At 54.3% G+C, this 13,491-nt stretch carries 11 protein-coding genes; 4 read left to right on the top strand and 7 right to left on the bottom strand.

The features are described from left to right. The first annotated feature begins 20 nt into the window (after window positions 1-20). Window positions 21-989, top strand: a complete 969-nt coding sequence (locus ACL2XN_RS17345) for a GlxA family transcriptional regulator (protein ID WP_410012797.1) — start codon at window positions 21-23, stop codon at window positions 987-989. 108 nt (window positions 990-1,097) lie between these two features. Here the strand turns inward: ACL2XN_RS17345 and ACL2XN_RS17340 are convergent, their stop codons facing one another. Then, the gene (locus ACL2XN_RS17340; protein ID WP_410012796.1) at window positions 1,098-1,868 is read right to left on the bottom strand and encodes a nitrilase-related carbon-nitrogen hydrolase; all 771 of its coding nucleotides are present in this window, start codon (window positions 1,866-1,868) and stop codon (window positions 1,098-1,100) included. Beyond that, entirely contained in the window at window positions 1,865-3,868 is a 2,004-nt protein-coding gene (locus tag ACL2XN_RS17335) for a CocE/NonD family hydrolase (protein WP_413729158.1), read from the bottom strand. The genes ACL2XN_RS17340 and ACL2XN_RS17335 overlap by 4 nt, the downstream gene beginning before the upstream one ends. Window positions 3,869-4,205: 337 nt before the next feature. Here ACL2XN_RS17335 and ACL2XN_RS17330 point away from each other — a divergent pair, with 337 nt between their 5' ends. Then, window positions 4,206-4,664 (top strand): GNAT family N-acetyltransferase, encoded by a 459-nt coding sequence (locus ACL2XN_RS17330; protein WP_410012794.1) that lies wholly within the window; start codon window positions 4,206-4,208, stop codon window positions 4,662-4,664. 99 nt (window positions 4,665-4,763) lie between these two features. Here ACL2XN_RS17330 and ACL2XN_RS17325 read toward each other — a convergent pair whose 3' ends face one another. The 5 genes from ACL2XN_RS17325 to ACL2XN_RS17305 form a co-directional block, all read right to left on the bottom strand. Beyond that, complete coding sequence (locus ACL2XN_RS17325; RefSeq protein WP_410012793.1) at window positions 4,764-5,807, bottom strand: type III polyketide synthase; 1,044 nt, start codon at window positions 5,805-5,807, stop codon at window positions 4,764-4,766. 635 nt (window positions 5,808-6,442) lie between these two features. Beyond that, window positions 6,443-7,477: a hypothetical protein gene (locus ACL2XN_RS17320; protein ID WP_410012792.1), complete on the bottom strand. Its 1,035-nt coding sequence runs from the start codon at window positions 7,475-7,477 to the stop codon at window positions 6,443-6,445. Between the two features lie 164 nt (window positions 7,478-7,641). Beyond that, entirely contained in the window at window positions 7,642-8,634 is a 993-nt protein-coding gene (locus tag ACL2XN_RS17315) for an iron-containing redox enzyme family protein (protein ID WP_410012791.1), read from the bottom strand. A gap of 23 nt (window positions 8,635-8,657) precedes the next feature. Then, on the bottom strand, window positions 8,658-9,632 hold the full coding sequence (locus ACL2XN_RS17310) for a hypothetical protein (RefSeq protein WP_413729155.1): 975 nt from the start codon (window positions 9,630-9,632) through the stop codon (window positions 8,658-8,660). 731 nt (window positions 9,633-10,363) lie between these two features. After that, the gene (locus ACL2XN_RS17305; RefSeq protein WP_413729153.1) at window positions 10,364-11,509 is read right to left on the bottom strand and encodes a winged helix-turn-helix domain-containing protein; all 1,146 of its coding nucleotides are present in this window, start codon (window positions 11,507-11,509) and stop codon (window positions 10,364-10,366) included. Between the two features lie 332 nt (window positions 11,510-11,841). On the opposite strand from ACL2XN_RS17305, the gene ACL2XN_RS17300 reads away from it, so the two are divergent. Together ACL2XN_RS17300 and ACL2XN_RS17295 are read left to right on the top strand one after the other, a co-directional pair. Next, window positions 11,842-12,627, top strand: coding sequence for an IclR family transcriptional regulator (locus tag ACL2XN_RS17300; RefSeq protein WP_413729152.1), 786 nt, complete (start codon window positions 11,842-11,844; stop codon window positions 12,625-12,627). A gap of 35 nt (window positions 12,628-12,662) precedes the next feature. After that, window positions 12,663-13,415 (top strand): transporter substrate-binding domain-containing protein, encoded by a 753-nt coding sequence (locus tag ACL2XN_RS17295; RefSeq protein ID WP_413729150.1) that lies wholly within the window; start codon window positions 12,663-12,665, stop codon window positions 13,413-13,415. Window positions 13,416-13,491: the final 76 nt, after the last annotated feature.

The raw sequence follows: 13,491 nt of genomic DNA, 5'->3' as shown, positions 1-13,491 counted from the left end.
GCGTAACCGGATTCAGTAATATGCAGTCAAACGACCCCATCGTGTTCACTTTCCTGCTGGGTCATGATTTTTCCATGATGAGCCTGGCATCGGCTATCGAGCCGCTGCGCTCCTATAACCGGCTCTACGAGGCGAAAACCTTCGCCTGGCACCTGGCCAGCCTGGCCGGGGAGCCGGTCGAGGCGGCCAACGGCATTCCCTTTCCTACCGTGCCGGTTAACGATGTGCTGCCGGTGTCCCACTATCTGTTTATCTGCGGCGGCGAACGCGTGGTGGCGCCCAGGTTCGAGCGCGGCTACCTTAAGGCGGTGCGGCAGGCGGCCCGGGCCGGACTGTTTATCGGCTCGCTGTCCACCGGCACCTTTCTGTTGGCCAAATGCGGCCTGCTGAAGGGATATCGCTGTACTATTCATTGGGAAAGCCGCACGGCGTTCGGGGAAAGTTATCCGGAGATTAACTGTACCCGTAAAATCTTCGAGATCGATCGCAACCGGCTGACCTGCTCCGGCGGAACGGCGGCGATGGATATGATGCTGACCCTGATTGCCGAGCGTTATGGCGACGATCGCGCCACCGCCGTCGCCAATCAGTTCCATCATGAACGCATCCGCAGCGCCGCCGACGATCAGCGGGGCGGCCGCCCCACCCAGGGACCGATCCCGGCGACGCTCGCATCGGCCATCGCCATTATGCAGACCCATATCGAAGACCCCCTGCCGCTGCCGGATATCTCGGCACGGGTGGGTATCGGCAGCCGCCAGCTGGAACGGCTCTTCGCCCGCTATTTCGCCAGGACGCCGCAGCGTTATTATCTGGAACTGCGCCTGGAGCAGGCGCGGGAAATGCTGATCTATTCCGACCTGTCGATTATCGATATCGCGGTATCCGTCGGCTTCAGTTCCACATCGCACTTCGCCGGCGGCTTCAGGCGCGCGTTCGGCGTCCTGCCGTCGGATATGCGGCGCGCCAGGCATGCCCGAAACCGCTGATGCCGCTCAATACCGCGGCGGACCTGCCGCTGTGGCGCCAGCCCGCATCCCGCGGCAACGCTTGGCTGGCGCTCGGCCGGTCATATCGAAAGTCAAATCCGGACGGATTTAATAAAGATCGGCCCTGCGGTCCGCCAGATAAGGATGGTCGCGCCGCCACGCTTTTAACGTTTCCAGGCTGATTTGCGCCGTGATAAACGCCGCTGCGCCGGAGGACGCCGTCGCGATAATGGCGCCGTCCGGGCCGGCTACGCGGCTTTGCCCGACGCAGGGGAACGCGCCGCTGTCATCGCCGCGATTGGCAAAGGCGACAAAACAGCCGTTTTCATAGGCGCGGGCGGGCACCGTATGGCGCGGCACCACGTCATAACCGGCGCTGGTGGCGCTGACGCACAGCAGGCAATCCATGCCGTTTGCCGCCAGAAAACGCGCCGCTTCGGGGAAATCCAGGTCGTAGCAGATAAGCAAACCAAAGTTCACTCCCTCAAGCACCACGTTGACCAGGCGTCCGCCGGGACGGAAAAGCGTGGTTTCATAACCGGACCACAGATGGACCTTACGGTAATTCGCCAGCACCCGGCCATGGCGATCGATCAGGCGCAGCGCATTGTACAGCCCGTCGGCGCCCTGCTCAGCATAACCGAAGGCCAATGCCTGCCGTTTTTCCCGCGCCAGCTCCGCCAGCGCCCGCAGTATGGCGTCGCCCTGCGCCAACGCCATACTGCGGATGCGTCCGGGTTCGTCATAACCGCACAGGGCCAGCTCCGGCAACATCACCAGATCGGCCTGCGGCAGGGCCTCCATCGCCGCGCGTACCCAGGCCACGATCTCCTCCCGCCCGCCGGGCGCGCCGGCGACCTGGGCGATACCGATGTTCATGGCGTCTCTCCGTCAGGAAGGGCGGCGGGGAAAAAGGGGAAATACTCATCCCAGCGGCGCGAAAAGAAGGGGCGGTCATGATCAAACGCGTCCAGGCTGGATTCGAGCCGCCATCCGTCGTTATCCGCGCTCAGGCGGTGGGTCACCTCAAGCCTGGCATGCCAGTCGCCGCGCTGGAAACCGGCGCTGCGCACCGCCTGCGAGGTGGCGGATAACGGGTCGAGGGCATTCACTTTATAGGTTTCCCGGCCCAGGGCATCCAGGCGCAGGCCGGTTTCTTCCAGCAGCAGCGCCCCCAGGTTGCGCACCACTTCCAGGGTAGTGTCGCCGTCATCCATATCCCGGATCAGGCGCAGGCGCCCCCGCTGCGGCGGCACCAGAACCCGTGCGGGCACGGCCGGCGGCGACCAGGGCGCGCCCAAATCCGGCGCGGCGCAGGGGGCCGTGGCCTCGCCGCGCAGCGGCAGGTCAATAGCGCCGCCGTGCAGCGTCAGGACCGCGCGCGCCGGGAGAGGCGCGGCCAGCGGCCAGTAGGCGGTTGAAACGGCCACGCGCAGGCGAAAGCCGGCGGGCAGCTCAAACGCGACGGCCTTAAGCGGCAGCCGGACGGTATAACGCTCGCCGGGCACCAGCGGCTCGCAGCGATCGTGGCCGTTACGCTGGGTCAGGTTAAGCAGACCGTAGGTGATACGGATAGAGACGCCGTCCGGGCCCACCGCGTTCAGGCGTACCGCAATCATGGCCTGCCGTCGATCGGCGGCCAACTGAATATTGATGACCGGCCGGCCCACGATTTGCAGCGCCGCCGCCGTTGCCGGGCCGTCAAAACAGGCGGAGCCGGCATCATCCCCGCGCTGGTCGCCGGGCATATCCGGGCCCCACCCATAGGGGCACCATTCGCCCGAGGCGATACCGGTGGTGGCCGGCGAGCAGACGCTGACGGCAAACGGCTCCGGCGCGTCCTCGCGCAACCCCCCGGAAGAGAGGTGCAAGCGCCGCGGGACTGTAGCGCCGGCGGGCCATTGACGCTCGGCGGCCCACCGGCCGCGCCGCACGGTATAACGGGCGCGGGGAGGTTCCGCCTCCTGCAGCCAGTAGGTCAGCATCGGTTCGTCCATGATGCCGGTCGGTTTATTGCCGAGCCAGTGATCGAACCAGCGGGTGACATAACCGATAAAATCAATTTGCGGCCCCGGCGTGGCGATATGGGGGAAGGCGTGTCCCCAGGGGCCGATCAGCCCTTTACGCGGTCCGGACAGGTTTTCCAGCAGGCGCAGTACGGTATTGGTATAGCCGTCCGCCCAGCCGCCGATCGCCAGTACCGGTATCTGGATAGCGGAATAGTCCTCGCACACCGATCCGCTGCGCCAATAGTCATCACGCACCGCATGTCGCATCCAGCGCGCGGCGGGCGGCGGGTCCATGGCCTGGAGCCGTTCCAGCCACATCTCCCGCCAACGTTCACCGACGATGGCGGGATCGGGCGGTGTCGGCGTCCAGGTAAACAGCGTGGCGCCGTATTGCAGGTTATCGTTAAGCAGCACGCCGCCCATATAATGCATATCGTCGGCATAGCGGTCATCGGTCGAGCAGGCGGTGACAATTGCCTTCAGCGCAGGCGGGCGCAGGGCGGCGATTTGCAGCGCGTTAAAGCCGCTCCAGGAAATGCCTATCATACCCACCGCGCCCGCGCACCAAGGCTGCGCGGCAATCCAGGCAATCACTTCACAGGCATCCGCCCATTCCTGCGCCGTATATTCGTCGTTCATCAGGCCGTCGGAATCGCCCGCGCCGCGCATATCGACCCTGATCGCGGCATAACCGGCGCCGGCCAGCGCCGGATGCAGGATGGCATCGTCGCCGCGATGGCGATCCCGCCGCCGGTAGGGCAGGTATTCCAGTATCGCCGGCACCGGTTCCGGGCTGTCCGGCAGCCAGAGGCGCGCCGCCAGCCGGCAGCCGTCCGCCAGGGTAATCCATACCGTTTCCTCTATCCGCATGGGCATTTTTCCGCGCTGGTCGTCATGGTTCTATCTTTACACAGCGGCAGGCGCGGGCCATGATGAATACGACAAGATTTGCCATAAATACGACACATTTTCCAGCCGGGGCCGGGCCGGGGGGGAGGTCGTCCCTGCCGCGTGCGCGGCCTGGTAAGCATACCCTATTGTCCCGCGGGAAATTGACGTACTATATTCGGCGGGACGCATCGCGCCTTAGGGACGGCATGCCCTGCCAAGCGAGTGCGCGCCGGATTTGCGGCCATCTCAAACAGCGCCGGCGTTAATGACACCGCGCCGGCATCTCTTCAAGCCCGACCCTTGCTGTAGGAATCCGATGAACCTGGACTGGTATGACTGGCACCAAAGCGAACTGACGCCACAGAGACTGTATGACATCCTGGCCTTGCGTAACGCGGTGTTTATTATCGAGCAAAATTGCATTTACCAGGATGTGGACGGCCGGGATCTGGTGGGCGACAACCGCCATGTGGCGGGTTATCTGGACGGTGAGCTTAGCGCGTATGCCCGTATTCTGGATGAGGGTGACCAATTGGCCATCGGCCGCGTCATCGTGGCGGCCAAGGCCCGCGGCATGAACCTGGGCCTGCAGTTGATGGCGCGTGCGCTGTCGGCATGCGCGGCGCATTGGCCTGAACGGACCGTTCATCTGTCCGCCCAGGCGCATTTGCAGCCGTTTTATGCCCGGTTAGGTTTCCGCGCGGTAACGGAGGTGTATGACGAAGACGGCATACCCCATATCGGCATGGATAATTACCGGCCGCCGTCAGCGTAAGCAGGGTCCCGCTAAACCAGCAGCCCGCGGCGCAGGCTTCTCGATGACAGCATTATCGTCGGCTGGCCGCGCCGCCGGCCCCGGATAAATATATCGGCATTATTCCCATTGCGATAAGCTCATTTCAGCGACGATGCCCGGCCCGAAACCCGCGATTATTGCTTTGCCCCCTGCGCTGAATACGCTGGATTCATGCATTCGCCGGTAGGCTTCGAATACCACGGAACTGGCGATATTGCCGCAATTCACCAGCGTGTCGCGGCTAAATGAAAATTGCTCCCTTTGTACGCCCAGATATTTACACAAATCATCCAGTATTCTTGGTCCGCCCGCATGGATAATATAATAATCAAGCTTGTCGATCTCCCAGCCATGCTTCTGGGCAAACTCCGTCATCACCGGCGCCAGGGGTTTCATCGTACCCGGCACGCGTTTATCCAGCCGGAAATGGAAGCCGGTATCTTTTACGGCGTAGCGGATCCATTCATCGGTCTGCGCAATGAGATAACTGCAGTTGCGCTGTAGCTCCAGCCCGTGGCCGGAATGGGAGGTGACCGCCGCCGCGGTTATCGCATCGCCAAACAGGCCGTCGGAAAGAAGACTGCCGATATCATCGTCGGTAGGCTGGTAGCTTAGCGAACAGAATTCGCAGCTGACGATCAACACATTGCTGCCGGGATGCGCGCTGATAAAATCAAGCGCCCGGTTTATCGCAGCGCCGCCCGCGGCACAGCCCATTTGTGATATAGGGATTTGCACGGTATCAAGCGGCATGCCCATTTTATTGATAAGCCATGCGGTCAAGGACGGCATCAAAAAGCCCGAGCAGGAAACATAAATTATCGCTGAAACATCCCTGGCGGAAATATCCGCATGGCTCAGGGCTTCTTCAATCACACCCGGAACAAGCCGTTTTGATTGATATTCAAAAATCGCATTCCTGTAACCAAAGCCAGGATGAAGGGATGCAAGCTCAATGGGTTGAATGATATGTCTTTTTTTAACTCCGGTGTGGGTGATGAGTTCGATTGCCTTGTCCAGGTTGGGACTGTCCTTGAATTCCCTTTTCGCTAATTCAATCGTATCTTCCAAGGTAATAACATATTCCGGAAGGTAAATGGCTGGTTTGTGCAGTGTAGGCATTTTTTGTATGGCTCCATAATATCTTTATAATAAGTTAATGCGCTGAATGACATCTCTAATTAATAAAAATTAACCGCTTTAAGATTGGTTGTCCGCAATCAGTTTGTCAATCCTGATAATCCATTGCAGATGGAAAAAATGTTATTTTAAAAATGGCACAATTTTTATTAAATGAGTTGTGTTGACCTGTTTTTTCAGGAGAGAGCTGATTAAGGATCGGGAATAAATATCGGCTTAACTCGTCAGAAATAATTCTTTGCACATAATATTTTCTTATGGAATATGCCTTATTTTTATATATCGGCATTATGTGTTAAATAAACTCATTAGCAATGATATTGGCAATAATAACAGAGGTTAACCAATCGAATATACCATTGCCGATATGAAAAATAGGGTAAAATATAGGCTCTGTTAGGCGAGAAATGGCGTGCATGGTGTGGAGATATTATAAAAAATATATATTGATATTTTCATGATAAGTTAATTAATTATTAATATGTCATGGTGTGAAACCCGCTACCGTTGCCTGAAAAAGGGTGAAAACCACCACCGCCAACACGCCAACACGCCAACACGCCAACACGCCAACACGCCAACACGCCAACACGCCAACAAAGGCGGATGGCGGTGGCTTAATCGTTACCCAGGCGAAGCAGCGCGATCAGGCCCATCAGGACGATGGTAAACGTAATGGCCAGGCTGGCGTCGGCATTGCGGGTCAGCCAAAAAATAGCCTGAGTGCCGCCTTCACCCAGCGCGCCGGAAAATGATAATAATCCGAGGTAAAATGTCTTGCGCTGGGTAAATCGGGTCCGCATGGCCAGACCGTACAACTGCCCGAAGGCGAGATAGCCGCCGAAGGCCAAGACCGACAGCGCAAACAGCAGAATATAAAAATTATGCTGACACAGTACGAATAACAGCAATGCCGCCAGAATCGCCATCAAGCCGATACCGGCATTAAACGTCGTGTTATGCTGGAATAGATTGATATGTTTGAGCAGGAAGAACAGCGCCACAACGACGACGGCATCAAACGATAGCCAGATATTTACACCGTCCCGCCCCAGGAAATGTGCATCAAGCGAGGGCAAAATGATATAAACAACAGAACAGGCCGCCCATACGGAAAGCACCGCGACCCAAATAAGGAAAAACCTTTTATCAAAACTTGGCAGCTTATCGCATCCCATGATGCGATGCTCCTGTGAGCCAACCTGGCCGAGACGGAAAAAATTACCAATAAACATCATTAAAATTAATAGAATAACCGTCATCATGCCCTGGTAGAACCGGGTGGGAAAAAAAGCGAAAAATGGACTAATAAATGCCGACGCATTTATCAGCATTAAGTGAATATTGAAAATATCATGATTGACGCTATTCCCCGCCAGCATTTTGGCATCCCGATCGGCTGATTCAATCAAGCTCACCATCATCGTGGCGGCGGCCCCGCCGCCAATGCCCGCCAGCAGCGCGAAGCCATATGACCAATGCGGAACCTGGACGTAGGCCATAAACAGTAAGGATGCCGATTCAATTATTATCCCAGTGATAAAGATCAGTTCCCGCCGGATAAACCGGCTCAGGTAACTGAACAGTAGCGGCGTGCAGCGGTACATAAATAGGAGAAATGAGTAAAATAATCCCGTTTGTGCAATACTCATTTGTCCGGCGCCTGTCATTTTCAACGGTAAAACAATCGCGACGCCGAGAAAGAGCAGGCGTTCTAGAAAATGCGCGGATAGCAAATTTAACAAACGGTATCCCGCAAGCCTGATGGCCCTTTCATTTTTTCCGGCAACATTTTCTTTGTTTAATAAGTTTAACATCAGTAATTATACACTCTTCTCAGGTCGTTTTTTTGGCTATAAAAATCGACTATCTGCCTATCCTCCTCATTGAGCATTTCAATGAGGCTGCAAATATGTACTAATATCACATTCTGCTCTTCAGCGGAGATGACCGGGATCTCCTTCAGCAGGTTCAGCGTTATAAGGCCATGCTCTCCTTCTTCATTGATATCAGAATGTTTTATTATTGGCGTATAGAAATTTTCCGGAAGGCCATTTTTAATGCAGGCGTTAATGAATGCTTCATTAAAAATATGGCTTGGCGTTTCAAACAACAACAGCGCACAAATGAAGCTTAATAAATGCTGCCTGGCATAGACGCCAAGGCTGGCATTGGCCATAAAAGTAGCAGGTAACGGCTGGCGGGCTGATAAAACCGATTCATCAATGCCAACCGTATCAAGGCAGGCTATTAGCATTTTATCATGATCATATTCCTCGACAAACAGGTTTAATAGCCGGCTGCGGATAGGGTTATTGACGTTATGGCTTAAGGCGGGCGCAATAATCGCCGGGGACATGTGTACCAGATGATAGTACTCCATGGCAAAACCTATTATTTCATTATTGGTAATTTTACCAGAAAGCATTCTGCTATAAAATGGTGAATCACCAGCATTGTATTGCCACTTTCTGATGACGGGTATCAGGCGAGAGTAATAAAAATCATCCCCGCTGAGCGCTCCGGAGGGTTGTGTTTGCATACCGTCGTCTATCAACCCCAGTTGGTCGAGGTGTTTGATAACGTCATTGCAGCTGAAACTTTCTTCTTCAGGGAATTTTTCTATCAATTGCAAGATATTGTATTTACCTTTGGCTAAGGTTTTCAGAAAGGCAAGCAGGCTGTTTTTGGCTTCCGTTCCTACGGTAATGTCGCAACCCTGCTCATGGTAGTGCAACGAAATCCCGCTATCAATAACCGTAATGGCGACCCCTTTCCTGAGCCGTGGTAAACAGAAAAAATTGTTCATAAGAGATATCCTCCCTTGCTGGGTTATATCGATCGCACAAGGCTGGTGGCATCAGAATAATGCTCCCAAATGGCACGATAATAGGCGTCGTATAATTCTACAAAAAGGTGGGTTTGCCTTTTCATCCTGATCAAATTTTCTCTAGATACTACGGGGATGGTTGATAGTAACTGTCGGCCAAAGCTGGCATGGTTATGTTCAATATTTATCAGCGAATGAGATTTTATTTTTTCGATAAATTGGGCATCCATCTTGCCGGATTTTTCCATGGCAATGACATAGCTGTCTACCGCGCAGTCTTTACCCTCCAGTACTTCCATGGTGCTAAAGAAGAACAGCGGATCGCTGGCCGACCAATAGGCGAGGGAATTGGCCAGCCCCAGCGTTTCCGGCAGCGGGACCGACGCGATGATGTTGTTTTCGTCAATACCGAGTAATGCCAACGCTGAAAGGATAATCTCAGCATGGCCATGCTCGCTGCAAAAGACGGCGTTCATTGCCTGCCGGGTCTTCCTGCATCCGTGGAAATAAAGGGCATGGGCATCGAACGAGCTGCCACGGGCAAGCAAATGATAATTTTCAATCGCCATACCGATAAAGACATTTTCCGGCACGTCATCGGGTTCATTACATTTTTGCCAGAATATGTTGTTATATAATGATTTATCCATCAGACGATTTTGGAGATCTTCTATTTCGAGTATGGCCTGTTTTCCGGTGATAAACTCTGTTGGAATGTTTCTGGTGAGCAACCCAAATTCAGACAGGCATTCTATCAGCAAGGTGGCGTCTTCACAGGTCAGGTGGGTTTTGTTTTTCTTAATGATGTCAGGAATGGATGTTTTTCCATCTAATAATAACAAGAATTCATAGGCTTCGTTTGGCGTCACCGGTAATACGTTAATGGTGAACTCATCTTCATCAGTGATCGCCAATAAATGATTGTTAGACAATGAAAGCGTACAATTTAAATGGGGACAGTAGTTTAAGTCGCTCATGACAATGACTCCATGAAGAAAGGCATCTCATGGAGATGCCTTATTGGTTTGGGTTATCATAGGTGCGATGGCATCAGGACAGGACGGGTTTTTTTAGCCACAATGATAATTTTGCGTTTAGTCATATTCATGATTGCTTCTCCTTTGGGTTAAAATGCGTGCCGGCTATCAACACGCACGTGATATTTAATTTATTTTGCAATGTAAAGTGGTAAAATATCTATTTAAATTATTATTATTGAAGTCAATATGCGCGTAAGAATACACAGTTATTTATAAAGATAATAATAAATAAGTAATAATGATAGTATTTATTTTATTGTAATAAACTTTGCTTTTGTAATGACTTATGATGGATAACCCTTAAATGTGGCCAATGACTTTACCCTAAATCATAGGAATGAAGATTGCAATATCAAAATTAAATTAACTGCTCTGATAGAGGAAGTGTTAATTTTTACCCTTTCTTCCGCGAGTATTCTAAAATCAAGTGAAACATAATTTATGTGATTATATAATTTGCTAAGTGAATAGAGTGCTGTTGCAGGCCGGATTAATTTTCTTGCAGCGCGAGATGAATCATCTCATTATTCACTGTGTGGTACGCTTGTTACGCTGCCTGTACTTATGCACGATAAACAACCCATCAGCTGCTGCCATGGCCTTGTCGTGGGCACGCCGCGGGCGGCATTTCACCGTATGAAGGTTTTTGCGCGCCACCCGCCGGCTATCTACCCTTTTTGGAACAGTTCGAACCGGCCCAAGGCCTCGTCGATGGCAATGCGCAGATCCGGCCGCGGCTCCGTGAACCAGGTCCACTTTTGTACCATTAGCCTGCCCGCCGGACGATCCATCTTGAGATCGAGCGCGGCCACGATCTCATCCCCTACCAGCACCGGCAGCGCAAAATAACCCAGTACCCTTTTATCGGCGGGCACATAGGCCTCGAACCGATGTTCATACCCAAAAAACAGGTGTAGCCGCTTGCGCTGGATGATCAGGGGATCGAAGGGTGACAGAATGGCGGTACGGGGAGTCACTAACGGTTCAATGCTATTTTCCAGCGCCGCCGGGACGACCCAATGCTGGCTTTTCGCGTGGTTCTCGATATGGACCGGCACCAATTGCTTTTTCTTTACCGCCGCGTCAATCAGCGTACGCACCGCCGCCTTGGCCCCGGCATTGCCGAAACAAATGGAATCCAGGCTGACCATGCCCTGGGAACGCACGGCGCGCGCCAAAAGATAGTGGGCGAACTGCTGGGCGGTTGCCGGGCGGGGACGGCGGGGCCAAGCGAAATGGCGGGCGGATAAATCATAGCTTTTTAGCATGCCGGTGCGTTTGCTCACCGTCAGGTCGCCGCTGAAAAAGCCATAACGCAGCGCGCGCCGTGACGGCTTGCGGCTGCCCCACGGATGCGTCTTCTCAACCAGCACTTCATCGTTGATATCCCGGATCGACAGCGCCCCGTCGTCACGGATGCGTTTTAGCAGCGCGGCATAATGCTGTGCATCCATGTCGGCATACGACGCATGAGGCCTGGCGCGAAACTGATTCATGGCCGGCAGGAACATGCGGTAATCCGCCGTCGGCACGTAGGCCAGGGCATGTGTCCAGTATTCAAAGACCGATTTAGCCTCCGACTGGGACTGCTCAAGGTCGGCGCGTCGATAGGCGGGAATACGGGTATGGAGAATATGATGGTGGCTGCGCTCGATGACGTTGATGGTATCGATCTGCACATACCCGAGATGTTCGGTGGCTAAACGAACGGCGTCGGGCCCTTCGCCGAAAGGGGCGGGGATATCGAGCCGCTGCGCCCGCAGCCAGATCGCGCGGGCCTGCCGGGCGGTTACCGGGATAGAAGATAGGGTCATAATGTTAGCTTTTCACCATGATGGGAAAAATGCCGGGCATGGTTCACCTGAGCGTGATTGACGGGTTAAACAGGTTATGCGGGTCAGCATCAGGCGGTTTTATTTCGCCGACTGTATGACGGTATATTACTGGCCTATTTTATGCTTGTCTGCACCCTCCGCGCTTTTCACCACGGTGGTGCGTCCGTCCCTTTTTAGTGCAGACATCCCTTTTGTCGCGCGTTTTAAAGAGGTTAATAACCCGAGGGTACCCCGATAAAAACCAGCATTCCCGTGTAATGGGATTCTGTTCCCATACTGTGGCATGGATCCTGCTTGCCAAGGTTACGTCTATGCTCAATACGAAGCCGCCGATGTCCATTAACTCAGCATCCATGCCGGTCCAGGGTCGGGAAAATATTTCCTCCCATGAACGTGTTTTAATGATTTTAAAAGTGCTGGCGCAATTTGGCCGTCCGGTCAACGCGGCGGAGTTAATGAAGGCGACCGGCCTGGCCAAGAGTACGCTTTACCGCCAGTTGGTGATGCTCAAGCGTTGGGGGTTTGTTTTTGAATCAGGCAATTTATATGCCCCCGGCCCGGTCAGCCTGCAGCTCGCCCTGGGCTTTAACACCGTGTCGCTGCTGACGCACCATGGCCGGCCGGAAATGCAATGGCTCTCGGATCTTGCACGCGAAACGGTGGCCATCACGGTTGCCGTGGATGCCCAGGCGGTCTGCGTCGATATGATCGAGGCGCCCCAGTCTCTGCGCTGCTCTTTCGAAAAAGGACGCAGCCTGCCGTTAAGGGATGGCGCCACCGCTAAATGTCTGTTGGCCCACCTGCCTGACCTGCAACAGCAATCTATCCTGCAGGCGGAATTTCCCGATCCGGCCGAGAGAAACGACAGGCTGGCGCAATTACAGGACATCCGTACCCAAGGTTATGCCTGCAGCCAGGGTGAGGTTGACGACGGCGTCTGGGGGATTAGCGCGCCCTTATTTGCCTCCGGCGCGTTTGTGCTGGGCGTGTTATCGCTGATGGCGCCTTGGCAACGGGCCGTTGACCGGCAGCCGCAATTGATAGGCCTCGCCATCGAGGCCGCGGGACGTATCAATAAGCGCCTGCGGGCAAGCTGATTTTTACTCTTTTATTCATTCAAAAGGAAAGAACCATGTCCATTATCCGTCCCGTATTAACCCGCCTGTTTGTCGCCGGCATGTTATGCCTGTCCGCAACGTCTTTTACCCAGGCCGCCGAACCGATTAAAGCGGTAACAGACGCCACTTTCCCGCCCATGGAATATATGGAAAACGGAAAGTTTGCCGGGTTTGATATCGAGCTGGTCGAGGCGATTGGCAAGGTACTTAACCGGCCCATCGCCTGGACCAATGTGGATTTTAAAGGACTGGTGCCCAGCGTGACCGCCAACCGGGCCGATATCGCCGTCTCCGCTATCTATATCACCCCGGCGCGCGCGGAAGTCGTCGACTTTACCCACGCTTACCTGAGCGGCGGCCTGGTGGCGATGGTCAAAGAGGACAACACGACGATCAAAACCCTGGATGACCTGAAAGGCAAAAAAATAAGCGTCCAGGTGGGGACCAAATCGGTGCAATGGCTGCACGACAATATTCCGTCGGCCCAATTGGTCGAGGTGGAGAAAAACCAGCAGATGTTCAGCTTGGTGGATATCGGACGTGTCGATGCCGCGGTCACCGGCAAACCGGCGGCGTTCCAATATGCGCGCACCAAAGGCGGCGTCCGGATATTGGCCGATCAGCTGACATCCGAAGAATATGGTATTGCCGTACAGAAGAACCAGCCAAGGCTTACGGCGGAGATCAACGGGGCGCTTGACCAGCTCAAGGCCAACGGTACTTATGCCGCCCTGGTGCAAAAATGGTTCCCTACCGCTGCCAAGTAAGCATGGCGCGATGAGGCATTGGCATCCTGTCTTCGGCTGTTACGCTTTGATGTAACTCTTTGTATCCGAGGCACAA

This window comes from Sodalis sp. RH22 (assembly GCF_047324165.1).
GTDB lineage: Bacteria > Pseudomonadota > Gammaproteobacteria > Enterobacterales > Enterobacteriaceae > Acerihabitans.
Note: the sequence above shows the minus strand (reverse complement) of the source record. Positions and strands in the feature narration are given on the sequence as shown.